This is a genomic window from Phyllobacterium sp. YR620, assembly GCF_900104165.1.
Taxonomy (GTDB): domain Bacteria; phylum Pseudomonadota; class Alphaproteobacteria; order Rhizobiales; family Rhizobiaceae; genus Phyllobacterium; species Phyllobacterium pellucidum.
This window is the reverse complement of sequence record NZ_FNJP01000006.1, coordinates 166,838-184,966: the sequence shown is the minus strand read 5'-3', so window position 1 is coordinate 184,966 and position 18,129 is coordinate 166,838. Positions and strand designations below refer to the sequence as shown.

Here is an 18,129-nt window from a genome sequence, read left to right as displayed (position 1 = left end):
TTCAATCCAATTCTTAAAAGTTGATATATATACTCAACTTAATATTATTGCGGTCGGCTCGGCCGTCTATGTCGAAGAGGGTAGAATGCGTGGGGTTTATCGGTCAGCAACCTTTGCCTTGAGCGGCGGGGTTGCGTTGCTCGTTTGTTTCGGATCGCTTGGAGCGAGGGCGCAGAGCACGACCTCCAACATCGAGCTCAATCCGATCGTCATCGACCAGAGCGACGGATCGGCCACCGGACCGGTACAGGGATTCGTTCCAAAACGCACGACAACCGGCTCCAAGACGAATACGCCGATCGAAGCAATTCCCCAGGCAGTCTCGGTCGTCGGCCGCGAACAGATGGATGATCAGGGCGCGACGAAGATCGACGAGGCGCTGCGCTTTACGAGCGGCGTCTTCACTCAGCCTTTCGGTTCCGACAGCGATACCAACTGGTTCTATATCCGTGGCTTCGACGCTACCCAAAAGGGTACCTTTCTCGATGGCCTTCAGAACTTCGGCTATGGGTTTGGCGGCTTCTTCATCGATTCATGGGGCATCGAGCGCGTCGAAGTCCTCAAGGGACCAGCCTCGGTCCTTTATGGCGGCAGCAATCCGGGCGGTATCGTCAACTTTATCAGCAAGCGGCCGACTGGCGAACGCCTCCGCTATGTCGAAACCGGGATCGACAGCTTCGGCACGGGTTATCTTGGCTTCGATATTGGCGACAAGGCTTCCGACGTCGTGGATTACCGCATCAATGGCAAAATTCAGGGCGGCGACGGTTATACGGATCTCTCACAGGAGTTTCTTGGCGTGATTTCGCCAAGTCTCACGTGGAAACCGGACGAGTCGACCAAATTTACCGTGCTCGCCAACTACACCCACCTTGATGAGACCCATGGCGGCGGCAGCTTCCTGCCGTACTATGGAACGGTGGTCGACGCGCCGTTCGGCAAGATCAAGCGCGATGCCAATTTCACCGAGCCGGGGGTCGACGACTACAATCGCGAACAGGCCGCTATCGGCTACGAATTGGAACACACGTTCGACAATGACTGGACGGTGCGCCAGAACCTTCGATATGGTTACGGCGACGTCCGCGAGCACTCGCTCTATCCGTTCGGATATGTGCCGTTCTCGGAACAGCCGGTGGGCGACAACTACGATTTGTCACGGATCAACTTCCTTCACGACACGACTGTCAACACCTTCATCGTCGACAATCAACTCGAGGGGACGGTGAACACCGGTCCCATCGAACACACGTTGCTCTTCGGCGCCGAATATAAATACTTCAACATCGACCAGATGCAGGCGACGGGTGGTGCGACGCCAATCAGCGCCGTCGATCCGGTTTATGGCGCACCGCAGGGTCCGATGTTCACGCCCTATATCGACCAGGTTTTGAAGCGCAACCAGATCGGCATTTACGCACAGGATCAACTGCGTTTTGGCGATGGATGGCTCGTTACCCTCAACGGCCGCTACGACTACGTGAAGACCGAAGCGACCGGCAAGCCATCCTATGACGGCAATGACGGCAGCACGAGCGGGCGCGCCGGCATTGCCTATGAGTTCGAAAACGGTCTTACACCCTATGCCAGCGTCTCGACCTTCTTCAGCCCAGAGATCGGCGTCGATGCCAATCTCGATTTCCTGAAGCCAGAGACCGGCCATCAATATGAGGTCGGCGTCAAATACCGCCCGACCACGTTCGATGGTCTGATCACGGCGGCGCTGTTTGATCTGACCAAGGAGAATGTCCTGACCGGTCCTTTCCTGGCGCAATACCAGGTCGGCGAGGTCAATTCGCGCGGCTTTGAAATCGAGGCGCAGGCAAATATCACCGAGGCCTGGAGGCTGACCGCGGCATTTACTGCGCTCGACATGGAAGTGAAGGACGATGCGGATATAGCCTTGATCGGCAAGCGCCCCTACCTCATCCCCGAAATACAGGCCTCGCTCTTTGCGCAATACACATTCCAGACCGGGGTGCTCGAAGGTGTCGCGGTCGGCGGTGGCGTGCGCTATGTCGGCTCGAGCTATGCGGACGCCATGAATACATTGAAGGTTCCGGACGCGACCCTCCTCGACCTCAAAGTTGGTTACAAGAAGGACAATTGGGGCGTCGATCTCAACGTTACCAACCTCTTCGACAAGGATTATGTGTCGGGCTGCCAGGGGCTGCTCGTCTGTTCCTATGGCGAAGGCCGCAAGGCCCTGCTCAAGGCGCATCTGACCTGGTAGCGGATAAGGCCGGCGACGAGCAGTGCTGCAAGCTGCTGTACTGCCCATCATTTATTCGGCCGCACTTGCCGATTTCTTCAATGCATTGGATCGGGCTAGCTGGTATAAGATGACCTCAACCTGAAGTAGTGCAAAGGGGCATCGCAATGCGTCTTGGTGAGAAGTACCAGCACCTCGTCAACGGCGCCGGTTGCGCCTGCCTGTCGCCGGAATTGCAGCAGGTATGCCGCCGCCTGGAAGATCTGACACGCCGCGGATTCTTGACTGGTGTCGCCGCGACAATTGCCGCCGCCGCGACGCCGCGCGGGGCATTCGCCCAGGCCGCCGCACAGCCCGCAAAAGTCCTCTTCCGGCAGTTGAAGCTGTTCGACGGTAAGTCCGACACCGCGCGAACCGGTGTTCAGGTCCTGGTTGAGGGCAACAGGATATCCACAATCGACACTGGCAATAGCCCGCCGCCCTCAGATGCGACTGTCATCGATTGCGGCGACCGTTTGCTGATGCCGGGCCTGATCGATGCCCACTGGCACACGCTCTTCGCGGCCGTCCCCGTCGGCATCGCAACGACCGGCGACCCAGGTGCAATTTTCACGGCATCGACAGCCGAAGCGGAGCGCACCCTGATGCGCGGCTTCACCACAGTGCGCGATGTCGGCGGACCGGTATTCACGTTCAAGCAGGCGATCGACAACGACGTCATACCCGGGCCCCGCATCTTCCCGTCGGGCGCGATGATTACGACCTCCGGCGGTCATGGCGATCTGCGCACGCTTTCGGAGATACCGCGCAACCCGGCCCAGCTTAGCCTGATCGAACAAACCGGCGGCGCCATGATTGCCGATAGCGCCGACGAAGTGCGCATGCGCGTCCGCGAGCAGATGCTGCAGGGTGCGTCGCAGATCAAGCTTGTCGGGGGCGGGGGTGTTTCGTCGCCGCGCAGTCCGCTGGACATGTCGACATTCAGTGAGGATGATCTGCGCGCCGGCGTTTCGGTGGCGCGCGACTGGAACACCTATGTAACGGTCCATGCCTACGCGCCGAATACAGTACAGCGGGCCATCAATGCCGGGGCGGCCTGCATCGAGCACGCCCATCTCATGGATGAGGAGACGGCACGCCTGATGGCGGACAAGGGCGTCTGGCTAAGCATCCAGCCGTTTCTCTCGGTGGAGGATTCAGTGCCGCTGACCGGGCCGAGTTTCGACCGGCTGCAGCAGGTCTTCGCCGGTACGCTTACTGCTTACGAACTTGCGAAAAAGCATAACATCAAGACTGCGTGGGGATCCGACATGTTGTTCTCTCCGCAGATGACGGCAAGGCAGGGCACCATGCTCACGCATCTCAGCCGCTGGTACACAAACGCCGAGATCTTGCGCATGGCGACATCGACCAATGCCGAGCTTCTGGCGCTTTCCAACCTGCGCAATCCCTATCCTGGCAAGCTTGGCGTGGTGGAGGAGGGCGCGTTCGCCGATATCCTGGTGGTCGATGGGAATCCGCTGGACAACATCAATCTTATGAATGAGCCGGAGAAGCATCTCGCCGTCATCATGAAGGATGGCAGGATTCACAAAAACACCCTGAGCGGATAGCTGCGTCAGGTCGCAGCTTCGTCCGTATCGTCGTCGGATGGCTTTGCCGACAACAATACCGCAATCCACCTCGCCCCGGGCGACTGTTCACAATAGATGATGAAGGCGATCAGAATCGGAACGCCAATGAACGCGCCCGGCACCCCCCACATGAAGCTCCAGAAGAACACCGAGAAAATCACGGCAAAGGGCGAGATCGCCAAGGACGTGCCGATCAATAACGGCTCGAGATAGCTGCCTATCAGGAACTGGATCAGGTTCAGCCCGACGAATACCGCTAGAGCCATCTGCCACGAATCGAACTGACCTATGGCAAAGAGGGTCGGCAGGAAGGTTGCCACAAACGGCCCGAGGAATGGGATATAGTTGAGCGTAAAGGCGATAGCGCCCCAGGCTGCCGCAAGTTCGAGACCTGCGATCAACGCGAAGGCCCAGACGATCAAACCAGTCAGGACACTGGCAAAGGTGCGCACCAGCATGAAACGGCGCAGCTTCTTCGAGATTTCGCGGTTGGCGTGAAGCATCCTCATGCCCTGTGGCTGGACGGCAGGAGAGCGCAGCCGCTTGCCGAAAGCCTCGATCTCCAAAAGGCCGAGCATCACGAACACAAAGACAAGCAAGGCAAATCCGGCAAAACTGTTGAGCCGGCCGGCAAGTCCCTGCGTAAGGCCGACGAGCCACGTCACATCGAAACGATCGGCAAGAGGCCCCGCGATGGCAATGCCATGTCCCTCCAGCCAGTCGGTCCAATGCACGTAGACATCCTGGAACCTGCGGGCATTGACGAACAGCCATTGGCCGAGCTTGCTGAAGCCCCAGGTGACGGACGAACCGACGGCGATGATGATGAAGATCGTTGCCGATACCGTCACAAGCAGAGCAAGCAGTTGCGGAATCCAGCGCTGCAACTTGATCTGCAGCGGGCCGACGAGCGCAATGACGAACAGGGAAAAGACCAGCGGGACAAATATGGATTGGCCAAAGCGCAGGAGCGCGAGTACCAGGATTCCGGCAGCAATGTAGCCGATCATCGGTTTGGCGTTCTGGACTGTCATGTCTTCGTCAACCCAACCCTTGCCCGGCCTACCCGTTGATTTCTGTTCTTAAAAGTCAGCACTAATACCCGTCAGGGGCGCCCAACGCGCCGCCGACTGCGGCTGGAGAAGCGAGGGGAAACCGCTGATGGCCGTCCCCCGCTTCAAACGGTCACGACGATGCCTTCTGCAAAGCGTCGCGCAGGACCTGTTCCTTGCTCTCGTCGAGTGAGGTCTTGAGAACGACGCCGCCAAAGTGCGAAATGTCCTTAAGGACCTTGTCAGCCGTCATCGACTGGACCAGTACGAACAAGGCGGCATTACCGGGCTGGATGCTTGCCGCGAGATCCTTCATGAAGTTGTCGTTGATGCCAACATCCGTCAACGCTCCGCCGAGCGCACCTGATGCCGCGCCCACGGCGGCGCCGATCAGCGGATTGAGGAAGAGGACGCCAATGAGCAGACCCCAGAAGCTGCCCGATACGGCACCGGCCGCGGTCGTGCTGACCATCTGGTTCAGCTTGACCTTGCCGGCGTCGGTCTTGGTCGCGATTACCGCATCGCCTAGCGTAATGAGATATTCCTTCTGGAGCTCGAGAAGGCGATTGCGCACTTCCTCGGCTTTTTCTTCGGTGGGATAGACGATCACAATTAGATCAGACATGTTGCCTCCAAATTTCACAAAGTTATGAACGCCGTAGCGCACTGGAAAAACTATATCTTGCTCGGCGCGCGCAAGAGATTAGCAATAAATCCCAAGGCCATGCATCGCGTTTCTTTTTCCATCGACGCGTCACCGCATTTGCCCTATTGATCAATCACTTGCTGGCGGATTATCAGCGCTGCGCGACCGTTTGATGAAAAATGTCTTCAGTCGAGCAAGATCTTCAGGCGTCACACCCTGCGGATCGGTCACGGCTATCCAGCCGTCGATATAGTGTTCAGGGGCATAGACGTGGCCATATCCCATGGGCGAGGTCGTCGCGATAGCCATGTCGAACAGCAGTTGCAGCATGGTCACGCCCGGAATCCAGCGCAGGCTCGGTGAGACATCAGGGCCGCGCGGGTTTTGCATCCAGGCGGGTTCGCGGTAGAGCGCGTGGAAATCGAAGAAGGTCACCGGGTCGCTGGCATATTGCAGATAGACGATGCGAAGCGGGCCCCAGACGGCGTCAGGAATGTTCAGTGCGTTGTCCTGGTTGGTAAACCGGATGACGGATCCGTCGCGGAACCGCGGCAGCCATGCCGGCGAGCCGGGATTGCGATCCGCCGTGACTGAGTTCCAGATGCGGCTCTGAAAGGGCGGTCCACTCCACAGGGCGCCCTGAAACGGGTCGCCAATAATATCGTAAAGGTGGGCCGAAAGTTCGGAGTTCATGGCGCCGAGGCTGAGGCCATAAAGATAGAGTTTCGGCCGGTGGTCACGCGGCAGCGTTGTCCAGTAGCGATAAACTTCGCGAAACAGCGCCTGCCCGGCCTCGGCTCCGTAGCCCGGTTCAACGAGTAGCGACAACCAACTGCTGAGGTAGGAGTACTGCATGGCGACGCTGGCTATATCGCCGTGGTGAAGGAATTCGACTGTATCGATGCCCTCGGGATCGACCCACCCCGTTCCTGTCGGAACGATGACGAGCAAGGCGGATCGCTCGAAGCCGCCGTCCCGCTTGAGTTCCTCGAGGGCAAGACGCGCCCGCTCATCGACGGTTTCCGCAGCGTTCAGCCCGACATAGACCCGTACGGGGTCAAGTGCTTTTGCGTTGAAAAAACTGCCGATCTCGGCACCCGTGGGTCCCGTCGCGATGAAGGCGCGCCCTTGCCGTCCGAGATTCTGCCAGTCGAGAAGCGAGCCGGGGCCCCCGGGTTTGTTCGGATCCGCCGGAGGCGCCGAACCGTCATCGATGCGGGCGTCGAGCTCACGAAAGGACGTATCGACCATGCGCAGGACGCCCTTGAACAAGATGCCCTGTGCCACTGACCAGAAGAGGATAACCGCGAGCACGCCGCCAACCAGGTTTGAAATGCGTCGCGGTACCAGCCGGTTCAGCCAGCGGGAAAACAGGCGGAATGTTTGCCGGAAGAGGCGCGCCAGCATGATCACAACGAGGAATATAACGAGTGCGATGATGGCAAGTTCGATCGGCTCGACGCTCTCGACCGGCCCGAGCCCCATGAGCCCGCGCACCGTGTTTTGCCATCCCGCGGCCTTCCACAGGAAAACGCCTGCGGTGCCGATGCAGACAATGATCGCGATCCAGTTGGCGGCGCGCTGAACGCGGGCACGGGGTACCGGGATTTCCAGATAACGCCAGAGCCAGACGCAGGCGACGCCGACACCGTATCCGAGCGCAGCGCAAAACCCCGAGAGCGCCCCCTGGACGAGATACGAACGCGGCATGAGGCTGGGCGTCAGCGACGCCGCAAAGAACAGGATGCCAACCAGAAGACCGATCGCGGAAAACGACTTCGCCAATACTGCCAGGTAAGCTTTCACACCGGTTTTCCCCCGACCGACTTCGCCGACTCGTTATCTCGTTGAATAGTGGTAGCAATTCCGTTTGCTGTCACGCTGATATTAACCACCCGATCGCTCATAGCGCCAATTCTAAAGCAATTGTTTTGCTTTTCGACGCGTCTGGTCCCAAAGTTGTCCGGCCGGCATCAACGCCGCTGATTGCCTCGAATACCGCCTATCCGGGAGCTCATCATGCGCCAATCTTTCGTCTCGCTTGCCGTGGCCTGCGGCATACTGCTTTCGCCCGTCGCGCTGCCAAGCGAGGCGAGTGCCACCACCGTCTCCGTCACCATTGGTACGAGCGTCAGCAATGGTCGTGGGATCTCCTGCAGCGAAGGGGAACGGCGGCTGCGCAGCCGCGGTTTTCGCGATGTCCGGCGCGTCGATTGCCGGGGCCGTTTTTTTGTCTATCGCGCCTGGCGCGGCAGCAGCCGTTTCGAGGTTGCGCTGAGGCAACGCGATGGCCGCATCGTCGACATGCGTCGCATCAGCAGCAGGCGTTGATGGTTCATCGCACCGCCTAGTCAATTGACGAAGAGGCCGATCGCGAAGGCGTTCGCTATATCGATGAAGAATGCCGACACAAGCGGCAGGATGATGAATGCCATCGGCGCAGCGCCGTGGAGCTTGGTGATGGCGGTCATGTTGGCGATGGCAGTCGGCGTCGCCCCAAGGCTTATGCCGCTGAAGCCGCCGGCAATCACCGCGGCATCATAATTGCCGCCCATGAGAGGGAAGACCGCAAAGAGTATATAGGCGATCGCCGCGATCGTCTGGAGTGCCAGCACCAGAAGCAGCGAAGGACCGAGCCCGCCCAGCGTCCATAGTTGCATGCCCATCAGCGACATTGCGAGGAAGATGCTGAGCGAGAGGTCGGAGACGAGCGCCAGCGCGCGCGTTCGCGTCGGCCAGAACAGGTTCGGCATGATCCGCGGCACGATATTGGTCAAGACGATTGCTGACAGAAGGCAGGCAACGAAGAGTGGCAGACGAAACCCAAGATCCTCCAGGAGTTCGTCAACTGCGTAACCAATAAGGACGGCGACGTTAAGGACGAGGATCGTACGCAGCAGCGTGATGTGATTGAGATCGTCTTCCGGGGCCGTGTTCGGCAACCCGATCGAGGGGGCAGCGTCCGGGCCTTTCAGCCCATACCGCGCGATCAGAAGACCGGCGACAGGACCACCTATCAGGCTCGCAATGACAAGACCAAGTGTCGCCGCCGCCACACCGATTTCCATCGCATTGGTGAGCCCGAAACGCTCAACTAGAATGGGCGCCCAAGCGATGGTCGTGCCGTGTCCGCCAATCAGGGAAGCTGAACCGATGAGAACTATAATGCCTTCAGGCAAACCCAGCGCGGCTGCGCTTCCAGCGGCTATAAGATTTTGAATGACGAGATAGACAAGCGTCAAACCGAGCAGGATAAGGAGCGGCATGCCGCCTGCAATCAAGTCGGCAAGGCGCGCGTTGAGACCGATACCGGTAAAAAAGTAGAGGAGCAGAAGGTCTCTTGCCGCCAGATCAAACGAAATCGCAATACCCAGAACGCGGTAGGCAAGAAGCGTCACCAGTGCCGCGAGCAGACCACCGGTCACGGCTTCAGGGATGTTCCATCGCCGCAATGCCGCGATGCGGCCATTGAGACCAGCGCCGATAAAGAAAACGACAATTGCTATTGTCAGACTGACAAAACCTGGGAACTCGATATTTTGCATGGGGGATCGGACCTCATCGGGAGTTGGGCCTGTGGCGCACCTGCACGGTACCATGTTGCCAGTCTCCGAAATGCTCGGCAAATGCATGTTGCACCGATAAGTTGCAGAAACGGTGCTGTTGCTTCTATCATAGGTCATTCGCGAACATCGTGGTCGTGCCAGAATATGAAATCGTCTTCTCGATCGTTTTGGACACGGCCCCTTCGAGTCCATCTCGGAGTGATCATTGTACTGCTGCTTATCGGCGTGTCAGCGCCGTTGCTGTGGCTCGGGTTCGACCGGGCACGGCAGGCTGCTCTCGCTGCGATCGACGAGCAGATGGCCTCGCTTTCCGAACGTATCGTTGACCATTATCGGGTGCTGTTCTCCGATAAACTGGCTTTTGTAGGCCTTGTAGGCGTCCTCGACTCATTTCGTGCGCCGCCCCCCGACCAGCTTGCAGAAAAGATCGAATTCTTAGCTGAAGCAGCGCTCCTTGCACCGGATCTCGACAGTTTGCAGGTCGGCTATCCCGACGGATCGTTCATTCGAGCCTTCAACTTCCACAAGGACGAGCAGTCGCGGGCGAACTTGAAGCCCCCGGAAAACGCAACGATTGCCATTCAGATCATCGCTCCCGGCAATGGCGGCCACCCCATGTCAACCTGGCGTTTCCTAGACGAGAAGCGCCACGTTCTTGAGATACGCGACCCGGTGAGCGCGGACTACGATCCGCGCCAGCGCCCTTGGTACAAGGCGGCAATCGCCGCTGACGGCAATGTGGTGAGCCCAATATATGCGATGCCACTAACCGGCAATCAGGTGAAGACCTTTGCCGTTAGCCACGCATCGGATCCGAGCGTCGTCGTCGCCGCCAATATTCGGCTTGGCAGCATCGCCGATTTCCTCGCCGACGAACGCATCTCGCCGCGCTCGACCGCTTATGTTTTCGATACGGACGGCAAGCTCATTGTTCATTCCGATACCCGGATAATGAATAGCCTTCTGGCGAGCGCCGAGGGCGGCGCCGTTCCGGATGTTTCTGCGCTTGCAACGCTCGACCCGCTGCTCCCAACGTTGATGCAGACGATTGGAAGCGGGAAAAGAAAGGGTGCGACCACATTCAGCGCGGGTAACGAGACCTATGTGATGCTCTTCGTTCCCGTCGATTTCACCTCTGTCTTGAAAGGCAGCACGATCGTGGTGGCGGCGCCACAGTCCGATTTCACCACTGAAACCAACGTGCTCTTGCGTCGGGGATTGCTGACGGCGCTGGCCGTTCTGGCCATCGGCCTTGCGATGGCCATCCTCGTCTCGCGGATGATCAGTGCTTCGCTGACCAAACTCACTGGCCAGGCCCTGCGGTTGAAGGATCTGGATTTTGCTCCCGTCAAACCGATCCGCTCTCGAATCTCGGAAATCGGGTCCCTCGCATCGGCGCTCGCCTCCGCGCGCGCGGCCATTGCCACTTTCGGCCTCTACGTGCCGAAGGAACTTGTCCGGCGCGTCGTTGAGTCGGATCTGCTAGGCGATCGGAGCGCCACGCGCCAGGTGGTGACGGTGCTCTTCACTGACATACGCGACTTCACGACCCTCTCCGAGAGTAACGAACCGGAAATGGTGGTGGCGCTCCTGTCCGATTATTTCGACCTCATAAGCCGGGGTGTGCGCGAGAACCACGGGACCATTATCCAATTTCTCGGCGATTCGGTCTACGCCATGTGGAACGCGCCCGTCGCCGATGAGGATCACGCGGCCAACGCCTGCCGCTGCGCCTTGCGATTGAAAGCCGACCTCGATGTGTTCAATTCTCGCCAACGCGAAGCCGGCTCCCCGGAGTTCGTCACGCGTTTCGGTATTCACACTGGCGCTGCGGTTGTCGGTAACGTCGGTGCGGAGGACCGGCTGCAATACACGGGCATGGGCGATACAGTAAACGTCGCATCGCGGCTCGAGGGCCTCAACAAGGAGTTTGGCACACTGATACTGGTGAGCAGCCATACTGTAGAAGCCTGCGCCGACCGATTTGTCTTCCGGTCACTCGGCGCCCGGGCGGTCAAAGGGCGCAAGGGTGCGCTCGACGTGTTCGAACTCGTTGGGTTGCGCACTCAAGATCGTCCGGAAGGCTTGGAACAGGCGGCCGAGACACGGTCCGCACCAAAGTAGCTTCACGCTGCCGAAATGGTTAATTTGCGTTAACTATAAAGTTCTTGACGCGACTCGGTTCTTTCCCCAGTTTGGTTACGGTTTTTAGGGGTATCCAGTTAGTTTAACGTTAGAAGAATGTGGCGGTGTTAGTGCCGCAAAGCAGCGTTAAATTGTTGTCCGGCGTTACCCCTTTGGTTTTTCTATCGAATCGGCGCATGGTTTTCCTGCATCGAGACGATTTGGCTTAGACGATGCAGGATAAATACGTGAACATGATGAACGCGGTACAGACAGGACCACAGGACAGCGCGCAACCGGCAAGCGCTGCATCTTTGTCTGCTAGCATATCCGCCGACCGGGCGATTGCCGCCGATGCCGAAATGCTGTCGGCGCAGCTGCAGGCCATGCGCAATCGTTTGTTTCCGCCGACGGCGCAAAAGACCTTACGCAAATTCACCAGTGGCGAGGCTGCAAGGCTCATCGGCGTGTCGGACGGCTATCTGCGCCAGCTCTCGCTTGCCGGAGAGGGCCCACAGCCCGAAACCGGTAGCGGCGGGCGCAGGCTTTATTCCCTCGCCGAGATCAACGCATTACGGCGTCACCTCGCCGAGGCCGGCGGCGCCAAGGCGAAAACCTACCTGCCGCATCGCGATCCGAAGGCGGGCGAGCATATGCAGGTGATTGCCGTCACCAACTTCAAGGGTGGGTCCGGCAAGACAACGACCAGCGCTCACCTCGCCCAGTACCTGGCAATGTCCGGTTTGCGCGTGCTTGCGGTCGATCTCGATCCGCAAGCGTCGATGTCCGCATTGTTTGGCTATCAGCCCGAACTTGACCTGACTGGAAATGACACGCTCTACGGCGCGATCCGCTACGATGGCGACCGCCGCCATTTGCGGGACATTATCTGCAAGACCTATTTTGACGGCCTCGATCTCGTACCGGGCAATCTTGAACTCCAGGAATTCGAGCACACGACCCCGCAAATGCTGGCCGATCGCCAACACGGAACGCACCAGAGTGTCGAGCAGCAACTGTTTTTCGCCCGGGTTCAGGCGGCATTGGACACGGTCTCCGATGACTACGATGTCGTCGTTATCGACTGCCCGCCGCAGTTGGGGTTCCTGACGCTCTCGGCGCTTTGTGCCGCGACCTCGGTTCTGGTTACGGTGCATCCGCAAATGCTGGATGTTGCGTCAATGAGCCAGTTTCTGTTCATGACGGCAGATCTTCTCGCAGTTGTCCGCGAAGCCGGTGGTGAATTGAACTTCGATTTCATGCGCTATCTCATCACCCGCTTTGAGCCGAACGATGCACCACAACAGCAGATTGCAGGCTTCCTGCGCTCGCTTTTCGGCGACCGGGTGCTAACGTCGTCCGTGGTGAAGTCGACCGCATTCTCCGATGCGGGCCTGACCAAGCAAACGCTGTACGAAGTGTCGCGCGACAGCTTTACCCGCGCCACCTACGACCGAGCGATTGAGTCGCTGACATCCGTCAATGCCGAGATTGAGGGCCTGATCGCCAAGGCCTGGAACAGGCCAGGGTGAGGGGGCGGTGATGGACAAGAACCGCAGGGATCAGTTGAAAGCCTTGTTCGGGACCGTTGAAACGGTGCCGCAACCCGAAGCAAAGCCGGCAGAAGCTCCGGCGGCGCAGCCGCCCGGCAACGTCGAACCGCTGAAGCCGCACGCGGCTTCGGGCGCCGTGAAAGCCATGGGACTTTCGCTCGGAGGGATTTCGCGCGAGCTGGAGGATGCCCGCCGCATCAGGGATAGTTTTGAAGGCAGCGAACGCATCGTCGAACTCGATCCTGCCCTGGTTGAAAGTTCCTTCATCGAGGATCGCCTCAGCAGCGATTCGCCACTCGATGAAAGCTTCGAAGAACTCGTCGAAAGCATCCGCTCGAACGGACAGCAGGTACCAATTCTTGTGCGGCCGCATCCGGACAAGCACGGAGTGTACCAGACGGCCTATGGACATCGGCGTCTGCGCGCTGCAGCGCGGATTGCCAAACCGGTGCAGGCGATCATTCGCGATCTTACCGATGTGCAACTCGTCCTCGCGCAGGGCAAGGAAAACACCGAACGGCGCGACCTGTCGTTCATCGAACGCGCATTTTTTGCCAGCAACCTGGTGGAACGAGGCTTCGAGCGCGGTCTTGTGCAAGACGCGCTGTCGATCGACAAGGCTGAAATGACCCGCTTCCTCCAGGTTGCTGCGGCTGTTCCGGCCCCGATCGTTCGTGCAATCGGGCCCGCACCGAAAATCGGCCGCCCGCGTTGGATAAGGTTTTCCGAACTGCTGCGGCCGGAAGAAGCGCGCAAGGCGGCACTTACCGAAATTGCCACGCCGGTCTTCAAGGGTGCGGATAGCAACGGACGGTTCAACCGGCTCTTCGAACTGCTGTTGAAGCAGGAAAAGCCTGTCGTACTTCCCGTTGCGACGGCTCAGGCGATACCACAATCCGGCAGGAACACTGCCGCGGTCGCTCGTCTTCAGACAGACAACGGCAAGAAGACATTATCCTTTGCCGAGCACGCGCCGGAGGGCTTTGCCGAGTTTGTGGTCAGCGAGCTCGATGCGCTTTTGAACAGGTTCAAACAACAGAAGCGGGGCTGATACCCGCCACAGATCTTTGCGTAAGCGTAAAATCCGAGAGAAAACGAGAAGGAACAACGGCAAGAAAAAAGGCCCCCAGAACGTCACCGCCCCGGAAGCCCTCTTCAATGTAGCAATTCGAGAGAATCACTTCCGCCCAGACTTGTCAAGAGTCGGACGCGTTCCGGCAACACCTTTCCCTTGCCTCAATTTGAGGTAAAGACATGACTGACCGTTTCGCGACCACGCCGTTTGGCGGGCGATCGCTGTCGTATGCCATGCTGGCCGCGCAGGAAAAGACTGCGCGAGCCCGCGAAAGAATGGCAGATGCGACAGCGGATCATCCAGAAAAATGGCCGTTGCTGCGCTCGCTTACGGAAGCGCGCGCAGCCTTTTTCTTGTCCGACCGAGCCATTGCGGTTTTGGAAGCGCTGCTCAGCTTTCATCCCGAGACGCTGCTCGACGGCAGCGCGCCCTTGATCGTATTTCCATCCAATGCCGAGCTGTCGATGCGCACGCGCGGCATGGCGCCGGCAACAATCCGCAGACATCTGGCGTCTCTGGTTGAGGCCGGCCTGATCATTCGCCGCGACAGCCCGAATGGCAAGCGCTATGCCCGGCGGGGAGACACGGGCGAGATAGAACGTGCGTTCGGCTTTGACATCTCGCCGCTGGCGTTGCGCCATGCCGAAATTGAAGCCCACGCGGCTGACGCACGCAACCTTGCGCGGGCCATCCACCGCATACGCAGCGAGATTACAATTCACCTGCGCGACATATCGAAGACCATAGAGGCTGGATTGAGCGAAGGCCGGCCTGGAGCCTGGATGCAATATGCTGAGGAGCTTGCTGCCCTGTCAGGGCGGGTAGGGCGCAATTTACCGCTGGAGACCCTCGAGCGGCGGCGTGACGCGCTGATGGCGTTACGTGTGCGTGTGGAGAAAAGCTATCTGGCGTCACTCTCAGATGAAGAAATGAGCGCCAGTGACTCCTCTTTTGAGCGCCATATTCAGAGTTCAAATATAGATCACCAATTTGATAGAAGCCCAGAAAAAGGGCTGAAGCAATCCGCGGCACCGCAAGCGGAGACCGGGAGCAGCGGCAAAACGGCGGCATTAATTAAAATGCACAAGCAGCTTAATGCCGCGCGGCGCAACCGGAACCACCCGCAGCCGGATGGTCGCAAATCAATGAGTGAGCCCGGCACAGCGCAGGTGCCGCTCACCGCCGTGTTGAGTGCCTGTCCGCAGATAGGCGACTACGCCCGCGCTGGAATTGCCGACTGGCGCGATCTGGTGCAAGCGGCCGGCGTCGTCCGGTCGATGCTTGGTGTTTCGCCTGATGCCTGGGACCGGGCGAAAGCGACTATGGGTGAGGTGAATGCCGCCATTACCGTCGCCGCAATCCTGGAACGCGTTGGCGACATCCGGTCCCCCGGCGGATATTTGCGAGCGCTGACCGAGCGCGCGGAAGACGGCTTGTACTCCGTCGTTCCCATAATCAAGGCGCTGGGGGGAAGTTCGCCGGCGAGGCTGGAATGATGCGGAGGCGTTGGTTGCGGCGGGCGCGTTCCCGGCTGGACAATTCAATCTTGCAATTAGGCGTTGCAAGGAATAGGCATATGCTTCTCGGGCAAACCACCATGCAAGTGAAATCCTGGTGCGGCCCGGGAATGAATACTAAGATAGCTATTTATCTGCATGATATTTCGATAGCGAGCGGGCGGTCAGCATTTTCTGTAGAGGTTTGGCCCGCAATTTTATTTTATCGATTTTTTCGTGCGTTTTAGGATCGGTTCCATGAATATTGCGGACGCGGATGCGCAAGATCCTCATAATCCACGACAGGCAAGGGGCCCTGGCATCCCGCTCATTGCGCTCGTTGGTCTTCCCCTCGTGCTCCTTCTATTCCTGGTCTTCCTCGGGATAGGCTGGGTCGTTCAAACCGAGCGGACCAACCAGAGTCGCATCTATTCAGAGCGCACAGCGGAAATACTGGCTGGAGATATTGCCGGACAGTTAGGCCAGCTCATTTCGCCGACGAGCGACTATGTCGAGGCCCTGCGCGCCGAGATCAAATCCGCATCGTGCCGGACCGCCGATTGTGTCTTCGCGATCGTTCAGAAACATGCGGCCGCTCCAGATACGATCCCAGCCGAAGCAGCCTATGTGGCCTTTGGCGCAGAAAGCGGACAATTCTTCGGGATCTTCAAGATCAATGCGCATGACGACAAGCTGCTTGGGCGTGCGCAGACTGACGCGAATGATCCGACCCGGCTGGATCTCATCAGTCCAACGAATGCCGTGACTGTGAAGCCTTATATTCTTCACGACCGCGGCTGGTACCAGGGCGGCAGCATCAGGCAGGAACCAATCTGGAGCGCCCCGTTCAAATATGTGGCGCCTGGGAATGCGCCTGAGATGCTCGGCGCTTGGGCAATGTCGCGGATCGTCAGGGTGGATGACCCCGACGGTAAGCTGCTCGGTGTCATTACGGCGGATGTGGATCTTCGGCCCATCGGTGCATTCCTACAACAAATGACCGGCAAGGCCTTTGCCAATCTTTCGATTCATACACGATCAGGGGAATTCATCGTTTTCAGGGACGGCCAGCTTCAGGTCATATCCGATGATTCCAGCGCTGCGAAGATCGAGGACGGGCTGATCTCGAAGGAAGTACCGTTGCCGATGAGCGATCTGAAGGGTTGGAGTCTGACGCTCACGCTGGGGCCGGAACTATCGAAGCCGGCGCTTTGGGGACCGAGTACACCGCTCCTCCTGATGGTCGGACTGCTCGCCAGCCTGGCCGTTGCTGCCTATACAGCTTCGTACGTTGCCAATCCTGTGAAGCGGTTGTCGCGTGCGGTCGTCGAGGTCAGTAATCTCAAGCTGGACACGCCGGTGAATGTCGAAACCAATGTAACGGAGATTGCTGCACTCGCGGGAGCGGTAGAGCGTATGCGCGCGGCGCTTCTTCGCAACCAGAATCGTCTTGAATTCCTCGCTTATCACGATCCTGCAACGGGCCTGCTCAACCGCGCCGGATTGAGCAATGAATATTCGGGAATGATTGCGCGCTCCGGTCAAATCGAACTGGTTCTGATCAAGATCCCGAACTACACGCATATTGGCGGCGTTTTTGGCGGCACCGCTCTTACGAACATCATTGCTCGCAACGTTGCTCGCATAAGGAACGAATACCCTGACAGCATCGTCGGCAACATAAGCGAACACGAGACCGCCCTCCTTGCTTGCACCGCCTCCGGGCTTGATCATCTCCAGCTCGACAATCTTCTCAAATCATTGCGTGAGCCTTACGAACAGGCGGGCATACGCTGCGCGGTTGAGATCGTTGCTTCAGTCAGCATCAAGCAGAGCGAGCAAACCGACTTCGATCTATTGCTGCGGCGTGCCAACGGCGCACTTCACTACGCGGAGAAAACGCAAAGCGAAGGCGCCGTCTGGTATAACCCGGCATTGCTTCATGATCTCGAAGAGGAACTCGAGGCAACCGGGAACGTTGCACTCGCCATTATGGGCGGCGAGTTCTCGGTTGAATTCCAGCCGATCGCCGAACTCAAAACGAGGTTGATCGATTCCGTTCAGGTTTTCGGTGTTTGGAATCATCCGCAACTTGGTGCGATCAGGCAGAAGGAATTTTTCTCGATTTTCGAGAAGAACGGCTCCATTCGCGATGTCGGGCTTTATATCATCGGCGAGGCTTTCAAATTTCTACGGACATTCAAGACGCTTCATCCGCAAGCGCCCATGGTCGTTTGTATTAATCTCTCGCAGGTTCAGCTTTTTGATCCGCTCTTTGTCGAACGCGTAACGGAGTTGCAGCAAGAGTGGGATGTCGACGGTGCGGACGTCATGTTTGTCATCGTCCGCAATGCTTCGAGCCTTGAGGACGCACAGATCGTGCGGACCCTGGACAAGCTGCAAGCACTTCGTTTCCGTCTTGCCGTCGATTATTTTGGCTTGGACAATGCCAGCCTGGCGGCGATGACAGCGGTAAAGTCCGAATGTCTGATAGCCGGTCCATCATTGCATCGAAATATTGACCGGCCCGGACGGGAACGGACGCTTCTACGGGCGATCTGCAGACTTGCCGCCGATCTTGGCATGTATACCGCCGCCGTTGGTGTCAACAATGCAGCTGATATTGAGCCGCTCATTGAATGCGGCTGCACCTACGGCATGGGGCCGCTATTCGGACGCGCGGTTTCTGCTGAGGCATTCCTAGATAATTTCGTGAAGAAAGCCCTGGAACTCCGGCAGCATATGGGACACGGCAGCCATTCGTAGCGTTT

The 18,129-nt window shown here is 58.4% G+C and carries 12 protein-coding genes; 8 read left to right on the top strand and 4 right to left on the bottom strand.

From position 1 onward, the window contains the following. The first annotated feature begins 85 nt into the window (after positions 1-85). Complete coding sequence (locus BLR72_RS19165; protein WP_091951097.1) at positions 86-2,233, top strand: TonB-dependent siderophore receptor; 2,148 nt, start codon at positions 86-88, stop codon at positions 2,231-2,233. Positions 2,234-2,379: 146 nt separating this feature from the next. Beyond that, complete coding sequence (locus BLR72_RS19160; protein WP_091951095.1) at positions 2,380-3,825, top strand: metal-dependent hydrolase family protein; 1,446 nt, start codon at positions 2,380-2,382, stop codon at positions 3,823-3,825. A 5-nt stretch (positions 3,826-3,830) separates the two neighbouring features. Here the strand turns inward: BLR72_RS19160 and BLR72_RS19155 are convergent, their stop codons facing one another. The 3 genes from BLR72_RS19155 to BLR72_RS19145 form a co-directional block, all read right to left on the bottom strand. Further along, entirely contained in the window at positions 3,831-4,880 is a 1,050-nt protein-coding gene (locus BLR72_RS19155; RefSeq protein WP_244506761.1) for an AI-2E family transporter, read from the bottom strand. 151 nt (positions 4,881-5,031) lie between these two features. Next, positions 5,032-5,523, bottom strand: a complete 492-nt coding sequence (locus BLR72_RS19150) for a DUF1269 domain-containing protein (RefSeq protein WP_027232239.1) — start codon at positions 5,521-5,523, stop codon at positions 5,032-5,034. A 150-nt stretch (positions 5,524-5,673) separates the two neighbouring features. After that, positions 5,674-7,350: an alpha/beta hydrolase gene (locus tag BLR72_RS19145; protein ID WP_244506760.1), complete on the bottom strand. Its 1,677-nt coding sequence runs from the start codon at positions 7,348-7,350 to the stop codon at positions 5,674-5,676. Positions 7,351-7,563: 213 nt separating this feature from the next. Here BLR72_RS19145 and BLR72_RS19140 point away from each other — a divergent pair, with 213 nt between their 5' ends. Then, positions 7,564-7,875: a hypothetical protein gene (locus tag BLR72_RS19140; protein WP_091951094.1), complete on the top strand. Its 312-nt coding sequence runs from the start codon at positions 7,564-7,566 to the stop codon at positions 7,873-7,875. A gap of 20 nt (positions 7,876-7,895) precedes the next feature. Here the strand turns inward: BLR72_RS19140 and gltS are convergent, their stop codons facing one another. Further along, positions 7,896-9,089, bottom strand: coding sequence for a sodium/glutamate symporter (gene gltS / locus BLR72_RS19135; RefSeq protein ID WP_091951092.1), 1,194 nt, complete (start codon positions 9,087-9,089; stop codon positions 7,896-7,898). 219 nt (positions 9,090-9,308) lie between these two features. Between gltS and BLR72_RS19130 the strand changes: the two genes are divergently transcribed. From BLR72_RS19130 to BLR72_RS19110, 5 genes are all read left to right on the top strand, one after another. Beyond that, complete coding sequence (locus BLR72_RS19130) at positions 9,309-11,234, top strand: adenylate/guanylate cyclase domain-containing protein (RefSeq protein WP_175492410.1); 1,926 nt, start codon at positions 9,309-9,311, stop codon at positions 11,232-11,234. A gap of 254 nt (positions 11,235-11,488) precedes the next feature. Next, entirely contained in the window at positions 11,489-12,766 is a 1,278-nt protein-coding gene (gene repA / locus BLR72_RS19125) for a plasmid partitioning protein RepA (RefSeq protein ID WP_244506773.1), read from the top strand. A 10-nt stretch (positions 12,767-12,776) separates the two neighbouring features. Then, positions 12,777-13,838, top strand: coding sequence for a plasmid partitioning protein RepB (gene repB / locus BLR72_RS19120; RefSeq protein WP_091951088.1), 1,062 nt, complete (start codon positions 12,777-12,779; stop codon positions 13,836-13,838). Between the two features lie 203 nt (positions 13,839-14,041). Further along, a complete protein-coding gene (gene repC / locus BLR72_RS19115; RefSeq protein ID WP_091951086.1) occupies positions 14,042-15,358 on the top strand; it encodes a plasmid replication protein RepC in 1,317 nt (438 codons plus the stop codon). 258 nt (positions 15,359-15,616) lie between these two features. Next, positions 15,617-18,124: an EAL domain-containing protein gene (locus BLR72_RS19110; protein WP_091951084.1), complete on the top strand. Its 2,508-nt coding sequence runs from the start codon at positions 15,617-15,619 to the stop codon at positions 18,122-18,124. Positions 18,125-18,129 lie beyond the last annotated feature (5 nt).